The sequence below is a fragment of the Streptosporangium fragile genome (assembly GCF_039534445.1).
Classification (GTDB): Bacteria; Actinomycetota; Actinomycetes; order Streptosporangiales; family Streptosporangiaceae; genus Streptosporangium; species Streptosporangium fragile.
In genome coordinates this window covers 76,178-94,504 of the sequence record NZ_BAAAVI010000023.1, presented here as the reverse complement: position 1 = coordinate 94,504, position 18,327 = coordinate 76,178, and the positions used below count along the sequence as shown (strand labels likewise).

The window sequence follows — 18,327 nt, the reverse complement described above, 5'->3', positions numbered from 1 at the left end:
AGCGCCCGGCGATGCCACGGTGGACGTGGCGGCAGGGCTCAGCGGTGCCACGGTGTGGCGGGGGAACGGCGAAAAGCGCACGGAGCTCCCTCCCTCGGGGTCCTCGCCCCGGGTCGTCGTCGGCCGCGACGGCTGGAGTCTCCTGGCTCCCGGATCGGTGCTCACCCCGGCCTTCCCGTCCGTCGCCGGACAGTGGCCCGGGTGGGGTTCGCTCCCCGGTCACAGTGGCGGGACCGCGCCGGACTCGCACCGGCTTCCTCCCTGTACCGTCGCCAACGATGACACTACGGCAGTCCGGTCCATTGCAAGAAACTGGCATTAGCATCCTGTCCGTGGCCATTCCCGACTTTTCCGGACGATCGCGACTTGACGCATGTCCCGGGGCTCTCCAGGTGCACGCCGCCGCCGACGGCGGCCTGGCGCGCGTCCGCGTGCCCGGCGGGCGCCTGACGGCCACCCAGCTGCGCGAGATCGCCCGCGCCTCGGCCTCGTACGGGAACGGCGTCATCGAGCTGACCTCGCGGGCGAACATCCAGGTCCGCGGCCTCGGCCCGGACGGCGGGTTCGCCGCGCGGATGGCCGACGCGGGCCTGCTGCCGTCGGCCACCCACGAGCGCGTCCGCAACGTCCTCGCCTCCCCGCTGACCGGCCTGGACGGTCCGGGCGGCGGCGGGATCGCCGACGTCACGCCCCTGGTGGAGGAACTGGACCGGCGGCTGTGCGCCCGGCCGGCGCTGGCCGCCCTGCCCGGGCGGTTCATGTTCGCCCTCGACGACGGGCGGGGGGACGTGGCCGGGTTCGACGCCGACTCCGGGATCCTGCCGACCGGCCCGGACGAGGCCGCGGTGCTGCTCGCGGGGGCCGACAGCGGCCTGCGCGTCCCGCTGGGCGGGGCCGTGACCGTCCTGCTCGCCGCCGCCGACGCCTTCCTCGCCGAGCAGGCGGCCCAGGACGTCACCGTCTGGCGCGTCTCCGAGCTCCACGACGGTCCCGCCCGGATCGCCACCCGTCTGCGGGCCGTCCTCGCACCGCCCTCCGGCGCGGCCGGACCCGGCTCCGGGGGTGCCGTCCCCGAGCCCGGGCCCGGACGGGCGGGTGGCACCGGGGAGGCGGGCGGCGGCACCGGGCCGGTGCGGCCACGGGCCGCGGCGTTCGGGCCGGTGGGAGTCGTCCCGGGCGGGGACGGGGCGCGGGTCGCGCTCGGGGTCGCCGTGCCGCTGGGGCGGCTGACCGCCGAGCAGGCCGAGGCGCTCGCGGACGCGGCCGCCGGCGGCGAGATCCGGCTCACGCCGTGGCGCGGCGCGGTCCTGCCCGGCCTGCGGAAGGACCAGGTCGCCGGGACGGCCGCCCGCCTCGTGGCCGCCGGACTGGTCGTCGACCCCGACTCACCGTGGATCGGTGTGACGGCCTGTACCGGCCGGCCGGGCTGCGCCAGGTCACTCGCCGACGTCCAAGCCGACGCCGCCCTCGTCATCGCCCTGTCCGGCGCGGCCGGCCCTTCCGGCTCACCCGGCCCGCCCGATCCGGACGGCCCGGCGGGAAGCCGGGGTGCGACCTCCCCCGGTGGCACCGGCGGAGCCGCCCCGGTCGCGGGCCGCGCCCCGGGCACCGGTACGCTCCCGGTGCACTGGGCCGGCTGCGGCAGGCGCTGCGGCCGTCCGCGGGGACGGGTCGCGGACGTGGTCGCCACCGGCGACGGCTACCGGGTGGAACTGGACGGCACCGGCCGGGCCTGTGCCGGCATCGAGGAGACCGCGGCCGCGGTGGCGGCCGCCAGAGGGGACCTGTGATCGACTACGTCCGTGACGGCGCGGAGATCTACCGCCGTTCGTTCGCCACCATCCGCACCGAGGCCGACCTGGACGGCCTGCCCCCCGACGTCGCCCAGGTGGCGGTCCGCATGATCCACGCCTGCGGGATGGTCGACCTGGTGGCCGACCTCGCCTGGTCGCCCGGGGTCGTGGCGTCGGCCCGCGCGGCCCTGCGCGCCGGCGCGCCGGTGCTCTGCGACGCCCGGATGGTCGCCTCCGGAGTGACCCGGCGCCGCCTGCCCGCGGACAACGAGGTGATCTGCACCCTTGGCGACCCCCGGGTGCCGGAGCTCGCCGAACGGCTGGGCACCACCCGCAGCGCCGCGGCGCTGGAGCTCTGGCGCGACCGGCTGGACGGCTCCGTGGTGGCGATCGGGAACGCGCCCACGGCCCTGTTCCGGCTGCTGGAGATGGTCGAGGAGGGCGCGGGCCGGCCGGCCGCCGTACTCGGCGTCCCGGTCGGGTTCATCGGCGCCGCCGAGTCCAAGCAGGCCCTCGCCGAGCATCCGGCGGGCCTTGCGTACCTGGTCGTGCACGGCCGCCGGGGCGGGAGCGCGATGACCGCCGCCGCGGTCAACGCGATCGCGAGCGAGGAGGAGTGAGCAGCGACATGACCGGACGGCTGTGGGGTGTGGGGCTCGGGCCCGGGGATCCCGAGTTGGTGACCGTCAAGGCGGCCCGCCTCATCGGCGCGGCGGACGTGATCGCCTTCCACAGCGCCCGCCACGGCCGGAGCATCGCCCGCTCGGTGGCGGCGCCGTACCTGCGTGAGGGGCAGATCGAGGAGGCTCTCATCTATCCGCTCACCACGGAGACCACCGACCACCCCGGCGGCTACCAGGGCGCGATCGACGACTTCTACGCCGACTGCGCGGTGCGGCTGGCGGCCCACCTGGACGCCGGGCGCGACGTGGTGGTGCTGTGCGAGGGCGACCCGCTCTTCTACGGCTCCTACATGCACATGCACAAGCGCCTGGCGCACCGCTACGTCACCGAGGTGGTGCCGGGCGTGACCTCGGTCAGCGGCGCCTCGGCGGTCCTCGGGCGCCCGCTGGTCGAGCGCGACGAGGTGCTCACCGTGCTGCCGGGGACGCTCCCCGCGCCCGTCCTCGCCGAGCGTCTCGCGGCGACCGACTCGGCCGCGGTGCTCAAGCTCGGCCGCACGTTCGCCAAGGTCCGCGACGCGCTGGCCGAGGCCGGGCGCCTGGACGAGGCCTGGTACGTGGAGCGCGCCACCACCGGGCAGCAGCGCCTGGCCCCGCTCGCCGAGGTGGATCCGGACAGCGTGCCGTACTTCTCCCTGGCGCTGATCCCGAGTCCGGTCAACGCCGCCGGACCCGCGCCCGTCCGGGGGGAGACGGCCCCGGACGCCGCGGGGGCACGCGGCGAGGTGGTCGTGGTCGGGCTCGGCCCGGCCGGACGGCCGTGGCTGACGCCCGAGGTCCAGGAGGCGCTGGCCGGTGTCGACGACCTCGTCGGGTACGGCCCCTACCTCGACCGGGTCCCGCCGAACCCGCGGCAGCGCCGCCACCCCACCGACAACCGGGTGGAGGCCGAGCGCGCCGCGCACGCGCTGGAGCTGGCCGCGGCCGGGTCCCGGGTGGCTGTGGTCTCCTCGGGCGACCCCGGGGTGTTCGCGATGGCCAGCGCGGTACTGGAGGTGGCGTGCGAGCCCCGCTTCGCGCACGTCCCGGTGCGGGTGCTGCCGGGCCTGACCGCGGCGCACGCGGTGGCCAGCCGGGCCGGGGCGCCCCTGGGCCACGACTACTGCGTGCTGTCGCTGTCGGACCTGCTCAAGCCGTGGGAGATCGTCGCCGAGCGGATCAGTGCCGCGGCCAAGGCCGACCTGGTCCTGGCGATCTACAACCCGGCCTCGAAGAGCCGTACCTGGCAGGTGGCCGCCGCGCGTGACCTGCTCCTGGAGCACCGCGTGCCGGAGACCCCGGTGGTCGTCGGCCGCGACGTCGGAGGGCCCCGGGAGAGCATGACGATCACCACCCTCGGCGAGCTCGACCCGGCGGCGGTCGACATGCGCTGCCTGCTGCTGGTGGGGTCGTCGACCACGCGGGTGGTCGAGCGGGGCGACGGCGGCCGGGTGGTGTTCACCCCCCGCCGCTACCCGGCATGACTCCCCGCCGGGGCGCCCGCCGCCCCGATCCCGCGGCGTCCCCCGGCCCCGGCTCAGCCCGGCGTCCGGGTCTCACGGCGTCCGCGAACCACGGCGCAGCCCGCCGCCCCGATCCCGCGGCGTGCCCCGGCCCCGGCTCAGCCCGGCGTCCCGGCGCCGGTCGCGGAGTCCAGCCAGGCCAGGGCCGCCTCGACGGTCACCACCGCGGGCACCCCGGCGCGCAGGGCGGGCCGGCGGACGATCACGACGGGCAGCCCGAGCTCGCGGGCGGCGACCAGCTTGGCGGTGGTCATCTCGCCGCCGCTGTCCTTGGTGACAAGCACCTCGACGCGGTGCTCGCGCATCAGGGCCAGCTCGCCCTCGACCGTGAACGGGCCCCGGCTGAGCAGCACCTCCAGGCGGCGCGGGGCCGGCGGCTCGGGCGGGTCGACCGAGCGGGCCAGGAACCACTGGCCGTCCAGCCCGGCGAAGACCGGCAGGCTCCGGCGGCCGGTGGTCAGGAACACCCGCTCGCCCAGCGACGGCAGCAGCTCGGCGGCGGCGGCGAGCGAGGGAACCCAGCGCCAGTCGTCGCCGGGCCCCTGCCGCCAGCCCGGCCGCCGCAGGATCAGCAGCGGCAGGCCGGTCCGGCCCGTCGCCTCGACCGCGGAGGCGGTCATCCGCGCGGCGAAGGGGTGCGTGGCGTCCACGACGACGTCGACGCGCCGCTCGGCCAGCCAGGCGGCCAGCCCGTCGGGGCCGCCGAAGCCGCCCTCGTGCACCTCCCCCACCGGGAGCTTCGGGTCGCGCACCCGTCCCGCCAGGGACGACACCACGTGCGTCCCGGGGCGTGCGACGAGCGCGGCGGCCAGCCGCCTGGCCTCGTCCGTGCCGCCCAGCACCAGGATGTTCAGCACACCGTCCCCTCTCCTCCGTCGCGGGGCGCCGTCCCGCCGTGTCGATCGGCGCCGGAAGCATGAGCGGGCCCCTGCGCCACGGGTGGACCACCGGCGCCTGCGCGACCGCGGCGACCACCGCCGCCTACACCGCGCTGCTCGGCGGCGGTTTCCCCGACCCGGTGGAGATCACCCTGCCCAAGGGGCAGCGCCCGGCGTTCGCGCTGGCCAGGGAGGAGCTGTCGGGTGACCGCGCCATGGCCGCGGTGGTCAAGGACGCCGGTGACGACCCCGACGTGACGCACGGCGCGCTGATCTCCTCCACCGTCCGGCACGGCGCCCCCGGGACCGGGGTGGTGTTCGTCGCCGGGCCCGGGGTCGGCACCGTCACCAAGCCGGGTCTCCCGCTCCGGGTGGGCGAGCCCGCGATCAACCCGGTGCCCCGGCGGATGATGCGCGAGCACCTCGCCGAGGTGGCCGCCCGGTACGGCGGCGGCGGTGACGTGGTCGTGGAGATCTCGGTGGAGCACGGCGAGGAGCTGGCCCGGCGCACCTGGAACCCGCGCCTGGGCATCCTGGGCGGGCTGTCGATCCTCGGCACGACCGGCGTCGTGGTGCCGTACTCGTGCTCGGCCTGGATCGACAGCATCCGGCGCGGCGTCGACGTGGCCAGGGCCGCGGGCCGCGTCCACGTGGCCGGATGCACCGGGAGCACCTCGGAGCGGGTCGCCGCCGAGCTGTACGGGCTGCCCGAGGACGCCCTGCTGGACATGGGAGACTTCGCGGGCGCCGTGCTGAAGTATCTGCGCAGGCATCCCGTGCCCCGGCTGACCGTCGCCGGCGGCATCGGCAAGCTCTCCAAGCTCGCCGACGGCCACCTGGACCTCCACTCCGGGCGCTCGCAGGTCAATCCGGGCATGCTCGCCGAGCTCGTCCGCGCGGCGGGCGGCGGGGAGGAGCTGGCCGGGCGGGTGCTGGCGGCGAACACGGCGCTGCACGCGCTGCACCTGTGCCAGGAGGCGGGCCTGCCCCTGGGCGACCTGGTCGCCGAACGGGCCCGCCGCACGGCCGCGGGCGTGCTGCGCGACGCGCCGGTGGCGGTGGACGTGGTGGTCGTCGACCGCGCGGGCGTCATCGTCGGCCGCGCCGGCTGACCCGGCCCCGGTCCCGGGAACGGCGGGCTCAGTCACGGCAGCGGGCGGCCGAGTACAGGTGGCTGTCGGGGAACTCCGAGGCGGTCAGCACCCGGCCGACGACGATCACCGCGGTGCGCAGGATCCCCGCGTCGCGGACCTGACCGGCGATGTCGGCCAGGGTGCCGCGGAGGATCACCTCGTCGTCACGGCTGGCCCTGGCCACCACGGCCACCGGGCAGTCGGCGCCGTAGGCGGGGACGAGCTCGGCCACGACCGCCTCGATCCGCTGCACCGCCAGGTGCAGGACCATCGTGGCGCGGCTGCGGCCGAGCGTGCCGAGGTCCTCCCCGTCCGGCATGGGGGTGGCGCGCGCCGCGGTGCGGGTCAGCACGATGGTCTGGCCGACGCCCGGCACGGTGAGCTCGCGCTTCAGCGACGCCGCCGCGGCGGCGAACGCGGGCACGCCGGGGACCACCTCGTAGGGCACGCCCGCGGCGTCCAGCCGTCGCATCTGCTCGGCCATGGCGCTGAACACCGACGGGTCGCCGGAGTGCAGCCGGGCCACGTCGTGCCCGGCGCCGTGCGCGGCGAGCATCTCCGCGACGATCTCCTCCAGGGTCATCTTCGCGGTGTCGACCAGCCGCGCGCCCGGTGGGCAGCACTCCAGCAGCTCGGCCGGGACCAGCGACCCGGCGTACAGGCACACGGGGGCCGCGGCGAGCGCCCGCTGCCCCCGCACGGTGATCAGGTCGGCGGCGCCGGGCCCCGCCCCGATGAAGCGCACCGTCATCGCCCCTCCTCCCCGGACTGCGCCGGTGACCCCGGCGACTCGGGCGGCCCCGGGGGTCCGGGGTCGGGGGACGGCTTGACGACGGTCCAGATCGTCACGGGCATCATGGGGCGCCAGCCGGTGAAGCCGCCGACCGGGGCGGCCCTGCCGACCGAGAGCCGGACCAGGTCGCCGCCGAGCTCGCCGAACCAGGAGGCCAGTACGGCCTCGGACTCGACGGTCACCGCGTTGGCCACGAGCCTGCCGCCGGGCCGCAGCGCCGCCCAGCAGTCCTCGACCACGCCGGGGACGGTGACCCCGCCGCCGATGAACACGGCGTCGGGCCGCTCCAGGCCGTCGAGCGCGGCCGGGGCGGCGCCGGTGACCACGGACAGGCCGGGCACCCCCAGCCGGGCGGCGTTGCGGGCGACGGCCGCGGCCCGGTCGGGGCGGGCCTCCACCGCGACCGCCCGGTTGTCCGGGTGGACGCGCATCCACTCGACGCCGATGCTGCCCGCGCCCGCGCCGACGTCCCACAGCAGCTCGCCGGGGACGGGCGCCAGACGGGACAGGGTCACCGCGCGCACCTCGCTCTTGGTGAGCTGGCCGTCGTGCTCGTACGCGTCGTCGGGCAGGCCGGGAACGCGGGGCAGCTCGACGGTCCCGGCGTCGGCCAGGCACTCCACGGCGACGACGTTGAGGTCGTGGGCGGCGGGCAGCGACCAGCCGGCCGCCGTGCCCGAGACCACGCGCTCCTCCGGGCCGCCCAGCCGCTCCAGGACCGCCATCGGGCTGCCGCCGTACCCGCGGGCGGTGAGCAGCGCGGCGACCTGGGCGGGGGTGCGGCCGTCGGCGCTGAGGACGATGATCCGGCGGCCACCGTGCACGCGGGCGTGCAGCACCTCGGCGGGCGCGGTGACGAGGCTGACCACGTCGACCCGGTCGGCGGCCCAGCCGAGCCGGGCACAGGCCAGCGAGACCGACGACGGGTGCGGCAGGACCCGGACCCGGCCGGCGCCGAGCAGCCGGACCAGTGTGGTGCCGATGCCGTGGAACATGGGGTCTCCGCTGGCCAGCACGCACACCCGGCGCCCCCGGTGGGAGGCGATCAGGGCGGGCAGCGCCGGGAGCAGCGGCGAGGGCCAGGCGACGCGCTCGGCGGTCGGCTCGGGGATCAGGGCGAGCTGGCGGGCGCTGCCCATCAGGACCTCGGCGGCGTGCAGCTCGCGCCGCGCGGCCGCGGAGAGACCGGCCCAGCCGTCGGCCCCGATGCCCACGACGGTGACGAGGTCAGACATTGCCCAGCACCCGGGTGACGCGGATCTCGATCACGACGCGGGCGGGGTTGTCGCGGGGCGGCTTGTAGCGCTCGGTGTAGCGGTGCTCGGCGTCGGCGACCGACCCGGGGTCGGTGCGGATCACCGCGCGCCCCTCCAGCGTCGACCAGCGGGCGCCGTCGACCTGGCAGACCGCGACTGGGGCGCCCTCCGCGGTCTCGCCGCCGGAGGCGAGAACGTTGCGGACCTTTCTCGTACCGCCCGAGGTGATCACCCTGGCGATGCCCGACTCCGTGTCGAGCGTCACCCCCACCGGGACGACGTGCGGCGTGCCGTCGGCGCGCACGGTGGTCAGCGTGCACAGGTGGCGCTCGCGCCAGAAGGCGCGGAACCCCTCTCCGAGATCCTTCAACACCCAGCCCTTCCCGATGCCGTCGTGACGGCGACATGCTAGCCGGGTGCGGAACCCGGCGGAGGATCGCCTCCTCCGGGCCCCGGCCCGGGTCAGTCCGGCTCGGCCGGCCGGTCGCGCTCCCGCTCGTAGGCCCGCAGGACCTCCTCGCGGCGTTCGGCCGGGAGCAGGTCGATGTAGAGGCGGCCGTCGAGGTGGTCGGTCTCGTGCTGCAGGCACCGGGCCAGCAGCCCGGTCCCCTCCACCGTCACGGGCGCCCCGGTGACGTCGGAGCCGTGCACGACCGCCCGGTCCGGCCGGGCGAGCTCGGCCCGCTGGTCCGGAACCGAGAGGCAGCCCTCCTCGTACTCGGCGAGGGCACGCTCGGCGGGCCCGGGTAGGACAAGGGTGGGGTTGACGACGACGCCCTTGCGCCACTCCTCGGTCGCGTCGGGGCAGTCGTAGACGAACACGCGCCGGTCGACGCCGATCTGGTTGGCCGCGAGCCCCACGCCCTCGGCCGCGTACATGCTGGCGAACATGTCCTGGACGAGCCCGGCGAGCTCGTCGTCGAACTCGGTCACCGGCCGGCAGGGCCGGTGCAGCACCGGGTCGCCGACGTGCCGGATCGGCACGGCCGTGCCGGGGCCGACGCCCTCCTCGCCCCACCCGCGCGCCGCCACCGCTCAGCTCCCCGGGTTGAAGATGACCGCGCCGGGCGTGACGCGCACGGTGATGCGCTGCTCGTCCGGCTGCCGGTAGGGGTAGGTCTCCACGCCGAGATACTTGTTCGCCAGGCGGTCGATGACCTCGTCGGCGCCCTCCAGCTCCAGCCGGGCGTCGCCCGAGACGCTCACCAGGTGGAAGGCGTCCTCCGGGTCGAGGACGCTCACCGAGACGCGGGGGTCCCTGCGCAGGTGGCGCTCCTTGGCGCGGCCGACGGCGGTGTTGAAGATGACGTCGTCGCCGTCGACGTCGACCCAGACGACGGTGCTGTGCAGCGACCCGTCGGGCCTGACTGTGGTCACCCAGGCGTGGATGGGCTGCCTGAGCAGGTCCCTGGCCTCTTCACTCAGTTTCCCCACGAGAACCTCCGTGGTACGAACGATGCCTATGCGGCAATCGAACATCATGCCCGGTTGATCCATTTCGCCGCCCCCCGCGGGGGCCGCAGGGGGCGCCACGGCCGTCGGCGGGCGGGGCTGCCGGGAGTGCCGGGAGGAGTGGGGTTCCGGGGACCGGCGGGAAGGAGTGGGGTTGGTCACGATGGCGGCAGGTCGCGGACGCCGGCAAGGGGACGGGGCGCGACCTTCGCTCGACGGAGGGTAATCGATCCCCGGCTCCGGGCCGCATTTCCCCTCGAAAGCGGATGAAGGCTCCGGCCTCGCGCGCCGGTGGCGTTCCGGCCGCGCACCGGGGGCCGATACCGGCACCACGCGGAGGGCGGCATCCTGGTAGGCATGACCTACCGCGTATGCCTGGTTTGTATGGGAAACATCTGCCGCTCCCCGATGGCCGAGATCGTGCTGAGGAAGACCCTCGACGACCACGGCCTGGGCGGCCTGGTGACCGTCGACAGCGCGGGCACCGGCGGCTGGCACCAGGGCGGGCCGATGGACGAGCGCGCCGCCGCGATGCTCGCCGCGCACGGCTACGACGGCTCCCTGCACCGGGCCCGGCGGTTCCTGCCCGAGTGGTACGAGCAGGTCGACCTGGTGCTGGCCATGGACCGGGAGAACCTGCGGGCGCTGCGCCGCCTGGCCCCCGACGGCGCGGACGTGCGCCTGTTCCGCTCCTTCGACCCGGCCGCCCCGGAGGGCGCCGAGGTCCCCGACCCCTACTACGGCGACCGGGCGGACTTCGCCGAGGTGCTGGAGATGGTCGAGGCCGCCGCCGCGGGCCTGGCCAAGCACCTGGCCGACAGGCTCGGCTGAGCGCGGGCCCGGGCCGCGGCCGGTGATCCCGGCCGAGGCCCGGACCCCGGGCCGCTCAGCCCTCCCGTCCCGCGCCGCCGGCCCGCTCCAGGACCTCCAGAACCGTCCCGGTGAGCAGGGCGACCTTGTAGCGGTTCTGGGCCGTCGGCGTGCACCGGGCGGCGGCCAGCCCGGCGGCCCGGTCCGGGGGTTCGCCGGCCAGCAGGGCCTCCTCGACCTCGGTCAGGCGCAGCGGGACGCGGGCGACGCCGCCCGCGACCACCCTGGCGAAGGTGATCCGCCCGCCGTCGAGGACCAGCCGGGCCGCGGCCTCCACCAGCGGCCACTCGGCCTCGGATCTGCCGATCGCCCGGTGGTAGGCGGCCCGCTCGCCGGGGACGGGCGGCGGCAGGGCCACCCCGAGGAGGATCTCCCCCGGGCCGAGCAGGTGGTCGCGGGACGGGTCGGAGCCGTCGCCGTACAGGTCGCCGACCGGGAACGGTTCCCGGCCGTGCACCTCGGCCCGGGCCTCGCACCCGAGCAGGGCCATCGCCAGCGACGACGGGTGCGGGGCCACGCAGGGGCCGGTGTCGACGATCGCCGCGCGCAGGGTGTGCCCGGCGCGGGCCGGGCAGGAGTCGCCGCCGTCCTGGTGGCAGGAGAAGGCGGGGTTGCGGAAGTAGGCGCACCGGTTGCGCTGGAGCAGGTTGCCGCCGACGGTGGCGACCGCGCGGATCTGCGGGGTGGCCAGGCCCGCCGCCGTCAGCGTCAGGCAGGGGTGGGCGGCGGCGAGGCGCGGGTCGCGGGCGACCTCCGCGACGGTGGTCAGCGCGCCGATCCGTACGGAGCCGTCCGCCCGCCAGGTGACGCCGGACAGGTCCGGCAGGCCGTGCGGGTTCAACGGGTCCAGCAGGTCCGGCAGGTTCACGTGCGGCCCGGCCGCCTCGCGGGCCATCAGGTCGGTGCCGCCCGCGCGGAACTCGCCCCCGCGTCGCGCGGCCTCGCCGAGGTCGGACAGGGTGGTCATCGGGTCGCCTCCGGCGCGGGGGCCCCGGCGGGCACGGGGGCGGTGGCCGGGCTGTCGTTCCTGGAGGTCAACGGGTGATCCCTTCGAGGAGGCGGTCGGGGCGGATGGGCAGGTCGTGGGGGCGCCAGCCGGTGGCGTTGTGGACGGCGTTGCCGATCGAGGCGGCCACGCCGATGGTGGAGACCTCGCCGACCCCGACGCCGCGCCCGGTGACGTGCTCCCAGCCGTCGCGGTGGAAGTGCACGGTCATCTCCGGGGTGTCGCCGATGCCGGGGATGCGGTAGTCGTCGAGGTTCGCGGTCAGTACGGTGCCCGTCACGGGGTCGACGTGGCGTTCCTCGTACAGGGCGTATCCGATGCCCTGGACGATGCCGCCCTCGCACTGGCTGCGCGCCAGCCGTTCGGCGTAGACGTGGCCGACCGCGATGCCGGCCCACACGCGCAGCGGCCTGACGACGCCCAGGCGGGTGTCGACCTCGACCTCGGTGACGTGGACGGCGCCGCTGAAGCCCCGGCCCAGCGCCATGCCGGACATCGCGAACGGGGTGACGTAGCCGTACCGGTCGCGGTGGCGCCGGCCGACCACCCTGGCGCCCTCGGCCAGGCCCCGCTCCCGCAGCCGCCGCGCGGCGTCGCGGACGGCCGGTGCCACCGAGGTCGTGGTGCGGCTGCCGATGGAGGGCGGGCCGTACACGGCGCCCGTCCTGCCGATCTCCACCCGGATCCGCTCGGCGGGCAGATCCAGCTCCTCGCGCAGGACGCCGGCGATGACGCTGCGGATGCCGGTCCCGATGTCCTGGGTCGTGGTACGGGCCACGACCACCCCGTCCTCGACCTCCAGCTCCACCTCGGTGGCGGGGTCGAGCATGTAGGCCCAGTTGGCGGCGGCCACGCCGACGCCGCGGCGGAAGCGGCCCGACTGCGAGCCGGTCGGCGGCCGGTCGGCCCAGACGGGCAGGGCGGCGGCCCAGTCGTAGAGGGCGTGACGCTTGCGGTTGCCGTCCCAGCGGCGGCGCAGCGCGACGGGGTCCTCCCCGCGGCGGTGGGCGGCCTCGTCCACGGCCTGTTCCAGCGCCCAGAGCAGGGGCGGGGCACCCGGCCCGCGGAAGGGCGTGCCGGGCGGCTCGTTGGTGACCACGTCGTAGTCGCGCAGGCGCCGGGGGGCCGTGCCGTACATCAGGCGGGCGAAGACCGCGACGGCGGATCCGATGGAGACCCCGCCGCGGCCGCGCACGTCCACGGACAGGGCGGCCAGGTCTCCCTTGTCGTCGGTGAGCAGTTCGAGGGTGGTCCGGGTGCCGGGCCGGTTGCCGGCGTCGGTGAGCTCCTCGGCGCGGCTGAGCACCACGCGCACCGGGGCGGCCCAGGCCCGCGCGAGTTCGACGGCCGCGACCGTCTCCACCGTGATGCCCGCCTTGGCGCCGAAACCGCCGCCGACGTGGTCGGCGACGACGTGGACCCGCTCGGGCGGCAGGTTCCACCGTTCGGCGGCCTGCGCGGCGGCCAGGCCCACTGTCTGGGTGGACAGGTGCAGGTGGAGGTCGCCGCCGTCCCAATGGGCCACGCACGCGTGCGGTTCCAGCGGGGTGTGCACCTGCACGGCGGTGGTGAACGTCCCGGTCACCAGGCGGGGGTCCGCGGCGCGGCGCGCGGCCTCGATCCGGCGGGCGGCGGTCCGGCCGCGCCAGCCGGCCCGGGTGAACGGGCCGCGCACGTTGCCGTCCCAGCCGCCGGGCAGGTTGAGGCCCTCGCTGGAGCTGGGGGCGCGTTTCCTCGAGTCCGCGTCGTAGACGGGCGGGGCGCCGGGCGTGTCGTCGAGCGCGGCGGGGAGCGGGTCGTAGCCGATCTCCACGGTCCCGGCGGCGGCCAGCGCCTCACGGCGGGTGGGCGCGGCGACGGCGGCGACGGGCTGGCCGACGTAGCGGACGGTGCGGTCGGGTGGGAGCAGGTCGACCACGTGGCGGGTGCCGCCCGTCACGGAGGTGACGCGGGCGTGCGCCACGGTGGAGCGGATGATCACACCTTCCAGCTGCCCGGGCAGGCGCACGTCGGTGGTGTAGCGGGCGCGGCCGGTGACCTTGTCCATCGCCTCCACCCGCGCGGGGACCGCGGCGTCCCCGTCGTGCTCGCCCCGGCAGGCGGCGGCGACCGCCGCGTAGATGCCCTGGTAGGCCCCGCACCGGCACAGGTGGCCGGCCAGGGCGGCGGCGATCCGCTCGCGGGGCGGGGCGACGTCGCCGTGCTCGGCCCGCCAGGCGTCGACGAAGGCGGCGGCCTCGACGACGAACCCCGGGGTGCAGTAACCGCACTGCAGGCCGTCGTGGACGGCGAACGCCCGCTGGACGGGGTGGTCGAGGCCCTCGGCGGTGGTGACCTCGCGCTCGCGCACCGCCGCGGCGGGCAGCAGGCAGCCGGCCTGGGGGGTGCCGTCGACGAGGACGGTGCACGCGCCGCAGACGCCGGTACGGCAGGCGGCCTTGGCCCCGGTGAGACCCAGCCCTTCGCGGAGGACGTCCACGGCCGCGTCGTCCGGCCCGGCGTCCACCTCCGTGGGGACGCCGTTCACCACGATCTTCATAGCTCTCCAGCTGACATCGTCAACATCATGGTGGCAGTGTCAGCGTAGGATGCTGACATTGTCAACACCGACCCCTGTGAGAAAGTGAACGACGTGGTGGACGACACGCGGACCCGGCTCGTCGAGAGCGCGCTCAAGCTGCTGCGCGAAGAAGGCCTCGACGCCGTGACGCTGCGCGCGGTCGGCGACCTGACGGGCCTGTCCCGCATGGCCCCCTACCGGCACTTCGCCGACAAGACCGCGCTGCTCGCGGCACTCGCCGTCCACGTCATCACCGACCTCAGCGCGCACGTCGCCGCGGCGGTCCTCGCCCGGGACGACCGGCCGGGGCGGCTCCGGGCGTTCTACCTCAGCTATGTCGAGTACGCCGTGGCGCACCCCGAGGAGTACCGCCTGGTGTTCGCCACGGAGTTCGCCGCGGGCGACCACCCGGAGCTGGAGGCGGCGATCGACCAGGTGATGACCGCGCTCGGGATGGGGGTGGCCTGCGGCGGGCCCGCCTCCAAGGCCGGGGCGACGGCCCTGCTGTCCACCGCCCACGGCCTGGCCGAGCTCGCCGTGGCCGGGCGCTTCGCGCACAAGGGCCTCAGCCACGAGGACGTCGTCGACGCCCTCGTGGCCACCGGCGGTCCCGCCGCCGGTCAAGGCCCCGCCGCCTGCTGACGCCCGGGTCCCTCGCCGCCCGTGGGAGCCCCGTCCCCCGGCTCGCGCCACGGCGGCGCGGAGGCGCCCCTCGGGGGGCCACCGGGAAGAGCGGGCACGCCGCCGCGCTCGGCGGTGGCCGCGACGTTGCGCAGCATGCTGCCGAAGATCAGGCTGTGGAAGGGGGTGACCGCCCACCAGTACAGGTGCCCGGCCAGGCCGCGGGGATGGAAGATCGCGCGCTGACCGTAGACGGTCCGGCCCTCGTGCCGGAGCACCCGCAGCTCCAGCCAGGCGAGACCGGGCAGGCGCATCTCGGCGCGCAGCCGCAGCAGACGCCCCGGCTCGACCTCCTCGACCCGCCAGAAGTCAAGCGAGTCGCCCACCCGGAGCCGGTGCGGGTCGCGCCGTCCCCGGCGCAGCCCCACGCCGCCGACCAGCCGGTCGAGGAAGCCGCGCAGGCGCCAGGCGACGGGCAGCGAGTACCAGCCCGTCTCTCCGCCGATGGCCTCGACGACCGCCCAGAGGGCCTGCGGGGAGGCGTCCACCCGGCGGGCCCGCGCGTCGCGGTAGAGACTGCCGCCCGCCCACCCCGGGTCGGTGGGCAGCGGGTCGCTCGGCGCACCCGGGGTGGAGGCCGAGGACCAGCGGGTGAGGACCTCCGCCTCCCGGATCCGGCGCAGGGCGAGCTCGACGGCCTGCCGGAACCCGATCAGGCCGCCCGGCGGGTCGGGGACGTGGCGGGCGATGTCGTGCTCACGGCAGACGGCCTCGTTGCGCAGCGACTCCACCAGCGGCCGGGCCAGCGCCGCGGGGACCGGGGTGACCAGGCCCACCCAGTGGCTCGACAGGCCGGGGCTGAGCAGCGGCACCGGGATGATCAGGCGGCGGGGCAGCCCGGCGACGCCGGCGTAGACGCGCATCATGTCGGCGTAGGTGAGCACGTCCGGGCCGCCGATGTCGAAGGCGCGGTCGACCTCCTCCTCGACGCCGGCCCAGGCCACCAGGTAGCGCAGGACGTCACGGATCGCGATGGGCTGGGTCCTGGTACCGACCCAGCGCGGGGTCGTCATCACCGGCAGCCGCTCGGTGAGGTAGCGCAGCATCTCGAAGGAGGCCGAGCCGGACCCGATGATGACCGACGCCCGCAGCACCACGGTGGGCACGGCGGAGCGCAGGAAGATCTCCCCGACCTCGGCCCGGGAGCGCATATGCGGCGAGAGCTCCTCGTCGGAAGCGAGGCCGCCGAGGTAGACGATGCGGCGCACGCCGGCGCGCTCGGCCGCCGCGGCGAAGGCGGTGGCCGCGGCCCGGTCGGCGGCGGCGAAGTCGCGGCCGCCGCCCATCGTGTGGATGAGGTAGTAGGCCACGTCGACGCCGTCGAGGGCGATGCCCGTCCGCTCCGGGTCGGTGGCGTCGGCCTCGGCGACCTCCACCCGGGAGGCCCAGGGCTGGTCGCGCAGACGGCCCGCCGAGCGCGCCATGCAGCGTACCCGGTGACCCGCGGCGAGCAGCTCGGGGACGAGCCTTCCTCCGATGTATCCGGTCGCGCCGGTGACGAGACATCTCATTCGGCTATCTTCGTACGGCCCCGGCCGGACGGTTGCCGGGACCGCCGCGGCCGGGCGGTGACCGGCCGGGCCCGCTCACCGCCTCCTGTCGAGCTCCTCGCGGATCCCGGCGAGGATCTCGCGCGTGCGCGTGGCCGGCTCGGCCTCGATGCACAGGCGCTCCATGACCTCCAGGTAGCTGTCGACCTCGTCGCGCTTCTCCAGGTAGACGGCGCTGGTGAGCTGCTCCATGTAGACCACGTCGGGCAGGTCGGGCTGGGAGAAGCGCAGGATGCTGAAGGGACCGCCGGCCGCGGCGTGGCCGCCGACGCTGAAGGGCACGATCTGCACGGTCACGTTGGGCAGTTCGAGCGCCTCCAGGATGTGGTCGATCTGCCCGCGCATCACCTCCGGGCCGCCGAGGGGGCGGCGCAGCACGGCCTCGTCGAGCACCGCCCACAGGTGGGGCGGGTCGGCCCGGCGCAGGAGCTTCTGGCGGGCCATGCGCAGCCGCACCCGGCGCTCGATCTCCTCGGGCGCGGCCTTGGGGAAGCCGAGCCGGACGACGGCCCGGGCGTAGCCCTCGCTCTGCAGCAGCCCCGGCACGAACTGGACCTCGTAGTTGCGGATGCCGGTGGCCGACTCCTCCAGGCCCACGTACGTCTCGAACCAGCCGGGCAGGACGTCGTTGTAGTTGTGCCACCACCCGGGCTGGTTGGCCTTCTCGACCAGGGAGAGGAGCGGGCTGCGGTCGTCCTCGCCGGTCACGCCGTACAGGGTGAGCAGGTCGGCCACGTCGCGGATCCGGAAGCTGACCCGGCCGAGCTCCATCCGGCTGATCTTCGAGTGCGAGGCGCGGATGGCGCGCCCCGCCTCCTCCAGGGTGATGTCGCGCTGCTCGCGCAGGCGGCGCAGCTGGGCGCCCAGCACGATCCTCAGCACGGTGGAGCTGCCCCGCGGCGCTGCCATGGAGCTCAGGCTGACCGGCTCACCGTCGGCGTGAGGTGTGATCATCTACAGTCCTTCGGGCGCGGAACGCGAGCCTTTGCCCACTCATTGTGGCAATCGCGAGCCTTCACCGTACTCTGCTCACACTCTCCGCACCACATAGAACTTTATTCTTCAATCGCCGCCCGGCGATTCAGCCGATCAGGTCGTCGAAGTCCCCCCGCTTGACCCCCTGGACGAACGCGTCGACCTCGGGCCGGGTGTAGATCAGGGCGACCCCCTCGGGGTCGCGGGAGTTGCGCACGGCAACCCTGCCGTCGGGCAGCTCGGCGAGCTCCACGCAGTTTCCGCTGGGATTGCTGAAATGGCTCTTACGCCACACGACGCCCTCCAGCAGAGCGGCCGACATGCCGTTGTACAGCTGGTTCATCCTCGCCTCTCACCGATTAGGCAGGGAAACAACGAGACGAGCATAGAGCCTTTTGTGCAGATGCACGTGCATCTGTACTTGCTTATGCACAACGTGCCGTGCAAGATGACTAGACGGATCGCCCCCGTTACGCGTTCGTGACGCCTTCCCCCCAAGGTCACCGATGACTGGTCACCAGAGACATGAAGCCACACCCATCCGAGCGGAGATCGGTGGGTGGGAACGGTGGTTGTCGATGCTCGATCACTTGCTCCCGCCGAGCGGCCTGCCCCCGTGGGGCGTCGGCGAAGGCCACTCCGGCCAGGCGCAGCAGGTGCAGATGGCCGCGCGGAGCCTGCGCCACGGCCCCTGCCCGGCGCGGACCGCCCGCGAGTTCACCGCCAGAACGCTGACGGCCTGGGAGCTGGAGCCCCTGATCGACGACACCGGCGTCGTGGTCTCCGAACTGGTCACCAACGCCGTGCGGCACGGCGCGCGGGGACTCCTCCACTCCCGCCCCTCCCCCGACGTCCGGATCATCCTCTGCCATACCGAGCGCTCGATGCTGTGCGCGGTCACCGACCCCAGCGAGCAGGCTCCCCGCCTGCGCGAGCCGGACTACGAGGCGGAGAGCGGCCGGGGACTGCAGGTCGTCGAGGGGATCAGCGAGATGTGGGGCTGGGCCCCGCTGGAGTCGCGCGGCAAGGCCGTCTGGGCGGTATTCGCCCTCCCCTCCGTGGCCCGGCGCCTGGAGGCCTGCCGCTGACCCCCGCGGCACCGTACGGGGGACGCGATCTCCGGCCTGCGGGAAATACGGCATGCTGTGGGGTTAAGGCCGGTAATGTCCGCTGAAGCCCGCACCGCTGGACGGAG

18 protein-coding genes and 1 riboswitch are annotated in these 18,327 nt (G+C 75.5%); of the genes, 7 read left to right on the top strand and 11 right to left on the bottom strand.

Annotation, left to right across the window (positions count from 1 at the left end; translation table 11 throughout):
• Positions 1-113: 113 nt before the first annotated feature.
• Positions 114-286, bottom strand: a riboswitch (cobalamin riboswitch).
• Positions 287-392: 106 nt separating this feature from the next.
• The 3 genes from ABD841_RS17555 to ABD841_RS17545 are packed head-to-tail and all read left to right on the top strand — an operon-like array spanning position 393 to position 3,939.
• Positions 393-1,790, top strand: coding sequence for a precorrin-3B synthase (locus ABD841_RS17555; protein ID WP_344972698.1), 1,398 nt, complete (start codon positions 393-395; stop codon positions 1,788-1,790).
• Positions 1,787-2,413, top strand: a complete 627-nt coding sequence (locus ABD841_RS17550; RefSeq protein WP_344972696.1) for a precorrin-8X methylmutase — start codon at positions 1,787-1,789, stop codon at positions 2,411-2,413. The genes ABD841_RS17555 and ABD841_RS17550 overlap by 4 nt, the downstream gene beginning before the upstream one ends.
• Before the next feature lie 8 nt (positions 2,414-2,421).
• Complete coding sequence (locus tag ABD841_RS17545; protein ID WP_344972694.1) at positions 2,422-3,939, top strand: precorrin-2 C(20)-methyltransferase; 1,518 nt, start codon at positions 2,422-2,424, stop codon at positions 3,937-3,939.
• A 137-nt stretch (positions 3,940-4,076) separates the two neighbouring features.
• Here ABD841_RS17545 and ABD841_RS17540 read toward each other — a convergent pair whose 3' ends face one another.
• Positions 4,077-4,832, bottom strand: a complete 756-nt coding sequence (locus ABD841_RS17540) for a cobalt-precorrin-6A reductase (RefSeq protein ID WP_425581995.1) — start codon at positions 4,830-4,832, stop codon at positions 4,077-4,079.
• 62 nt (positions 4,833-4,894) lie between these two features.
• Here ABD841_RS17540 and ABD841_RS17535 point away from each other — a divergent pair, with 62 nt between their 5' ends.
• Positions 4,895-5,968, top strand: a complete 1,074-nt coding sequence (locus ABD841_RS17535; protein ID WP_344972690.1) for a cobalt-precorrin-5B (C(1))-methyltransferase — start codon at positions 4,895-4,897, stop codon at positions 5,966-5,968.
• Positions 5,969-5,996: 28 nt separating this feature from the next.
• Here ABD841_RS17535 and cobM read toward each other — a convergent pair whose 3' ends face one another.
• The 5 genes from cobM to ABD841_RS17510 all read right to left on the bottom strand — a co-directional run bounded on the left by cobM (position 5,997) and on the right by ABD841_RS17510 (position 9,472).
• A complete protein-coding gene (cobM, locus tag ABD841_RS17530) occupies positions 5,997-6,740 on the bottom strand; it encodes a precorrin-4 C(11)-methyltransferase (RefSeq protein WP_344972688.1) in 744 nt (247 codons plus the stop codon).
• Positions 6,737-8,017 carry a precorrin-6y C5,15-methyltransferase (decarboxylating) subunit CbiE gene (gene cbiE, locus ABD841_RS17525; RefSeq protein ID WP_344972686.1) on the bottom strand — a complete coding sequence of 427 codons (1,281 nt, stop codon included), beginning with the start codon at positions 8,015-8,017 and terminating at the stop codon, positions 6,737-6,739. The genes cobM and cbiE overlap by 4 nt, the downstream gene beginning before the upstream one ends.
• Positions 8,010-8,408 carry a PPOX class F420-dependent oxidoreductase gene (locus ABD841_RS17520; protein WP_344972684.1) on the bottom strand — a complete coding sequence of 133 codons (399 nt, stop codon included), beginning with the start codon at positions 8,406-8,408 and terminating at the stop codon, positions 8,010-8,012. The genes cbiE and ABD841_RS17520 overlap by 8 nt, the downstream gene beginning before the upstream one ends.
• A gap of 92 nt (positions 8,409-8,500) precedes the next feature.
• Entirely contained in the window at positions 8,501-9,070 is a 570-nt protein-coding gene (gene def / locus ABD841_RS17515) for a peptide deformylase (RefSeq protein ID WP_344972682.1), read from the bottom strand.
• A 3-nt stretch (positions 9,071-9,073) separates the two neighbouring features.
• Complete coding sequence (locus ABD841_RS17510) at positions 9,074-9,472, bottom strand: PPOX class F420-dependent oxidoreductase (protein WP_344972680.1); 399 nt, start codon at positions 9,470-9,472, stop codon at positions 9,074-9,076.
• A gap of 375 nt (positions 9,473-9,847) precedes the next feature.
• On the opposite strand from ABD841_RS17510, the gene ABD841_RS17505 reads away from it, so the two are divergent.
• Positions 9,848-10,321 (top strand): low molecular weight protein-tyrosine-phosphatase, encoded by a 474-nt coding sequence (locus ABD841_RS17505; RefSeq protein ID WP_344972678.1) that lies wholly within the window; start codon positions 9,848-9,850, stop codon positions 10,319-10,321.
• Positions 10,322-10,376: 55 nt separating this feature from the next.
• Here ABD841_RS17505 and ABD841_RS17500 read toward each other — a convergent pair whose 3' ends face one another.
• Together ABD841_RS17500 and ABD841_RS17495 are read right to left on the bottom strand one after the other, a co-directional pair.
• A complete protein-coding gene (locus ABD841_RS17500; RefSeq protein WP_344972676.1) occupies positions 10,377-11,327 on the bottom strand; it encodes an FAD binding domain-containing protein in 951 nt (316 codons plus the stop codon).
• Positions 11,328-11,394: 67 nt separating this feature from the next.
• Entirely contained in the window at positions 11,395-13,905 is a 2,511-nt protein-coding gene (locus ABD841_RS17495; protein ID WP_344972674.1) for a molybdopterin-dependent oxidoreductase, read from the bottom strand.
• A 93-nt stretch (positions 13,906-13,998) separates the two neighbouring features.
• Here ABD841_RS17495 and ABD841_RS17490 point away from each other — a divergent pair, with 93 nt between their 5' ends.
• Complete coding sequence (locus ABD841_RS17490; RefSeq protein WP_344972672.1) at positions 13,999-14,568, top strand: TetR/AcrR family transcriptional regulator; 570 nt, start codon at positions 13,999-14,001, stop codon at positions 14,566-14,568.
• Here ABD841_RS17490 and ABD841_RS17485 read toward each other — a convergent pair.
• The 3 genes from ABD841_RS17485 to ABD841_RS17475 all read right to left on the bottom strand — a co-directional run bounded on the left by ABD841_RS17485 (position 14,547) and on the right by ABD841_RS17475 (position 17,475).
• Positions 14,547-16,118 (bottom strand): SDR family oxidoreductase, encoded by a 1,572-nt coding sequence (locus ABD841_RS17485; protein ID WP_344972670.1) that lies wholly within the window; start codon positions 16,116-16,118, stop codon positions 14,547-14,549. The two genes, ABD841_RS17490 and ABD841_RS17485, sit on opposite strands and share 22 nt — an antisense overlap.
• 75 nt (positions 16,119-16,193) lie before the next feature.
• Entirely contained in the window at positions 16,194-17,111 is a 918-nt protein-coding gene (locus ABD841_RS17480) for a helix-turn-helix domain-containing protein (protein ID WP_344972668.1), read from the bottom strand.
• Between the two features lie 127 nt (positions 17,112-17,238).
• Positions 17,239-17,475, bottom strand: a complete 237-nt coding sequence (locus ABD841_RS17475; protein WP_344972666.1) for a DUF397 domain-containing protein — start codon at positions 17,473-17,475, stop codon at positions 17,239-17,241.
• A gap of 235 nt (positions 17,476-17,710) precedes the next feature.
• Here ABD841_RS17475 and ABD841_RS17470 point away from each other — a divergent pair, with 235 nt between their 5' ends.
• Positions 17,711-18,220, top strand: coding sequence for an ATP-binding protein (locus tag ABD841_RS17470; protein ID WP_344972664.1), 510 nt, complete (start codon positions 17,711-17,713; stop codon positions 18,218-18,220).
• Positions 18,221-18,327: the final 107 nt, after the last annotated feature.

What these genes read in the sequence shown, in the direction of transcription:
- ABD841_RS17545 (WP_344972694.1), top strand. Translation starts at nt 2,422, where the DNA reads ATGACCGGACGGCTGTGGGGTGTGGGGCTCGGGCCCGGGGATCCCGAG.
- ABD841_RS17535 (WP_344972690.1), top strand. Translation starts at nt 4,895, where the DNA reads ATGAGCGGGCCCCTGCGCCACGGGTGGACCACCGGCGCCTGCGCGACC.
- cobM (WP_344972688.1), bottom strand. Translation starts at nt 6,740, where the DNA reads ATGACGGTGCGCTTCATCGGGGCGGGGCCCGGCGCCGCCGACCTGATC.
- cbiE (WP_344972686.1), bottom strand. Translation starts at nt 8,017, where the DNA reads ATGTCTGACCTCGTCACCGTCGTGGGCATCGGGGCCGACGGCTGGGCC.
- ABD841_RS17505 (WP_344972678.1), top strand. Translation starts at nt 9,848, where the DNA reads ATGACCTACCGCGTATGCCTGGTTTGTATGGGAAACATCTGCCGCTCC.
- ABD841_RS17500 (WP_344972676.1), bottom strand. Translation starts at nt 11,327, where the DNA reads ATGACCACCCTGTCCGACCTCGGCGAGGCCGCGCGACGCGGGGGCGAG.
- ABD841_RS17495 (WP_344972674.1), bottom strand. Translation starts at nt 13,905, where the DNA reads ATGAAGATCGTGGTGAACGGCGTCCCCACGGAGGTGGACGCCGGGCCG.
- ABD841_RS17485 (WP_344972670.1), bottom strand. Translation starts at nt 16,118, where the DNA reads ATGAGATGTCTCGTCACCGGCGCGACCGGATACATCGGAGGAAGGCTC.
- ABD841_RS17480 (WP_344972668.1), bottom strand. Translation starts at nt 17,111, where the DNA reads ATGATCACACCTCACGCCGACGGTGAGCCGGTCAGCCTGAGCTCCATG.
- ABD841_RS17475 (WP_344972666.1), bottom strand. Translation starts at nt 17,475, where the DNA reads ATGAACCAGCTGTACAACGGCATGTCGGCCGCTCTGCTGGAGGGCGTC.
- ABD841_RS17470 (WP_344972664.1), top strand. Translation starts at nt 17,711, where the DNA reads ATGCTCGATCACTTGCTCCCGCCGAGCGGCCTGCCCCCGTGGGGCGTC.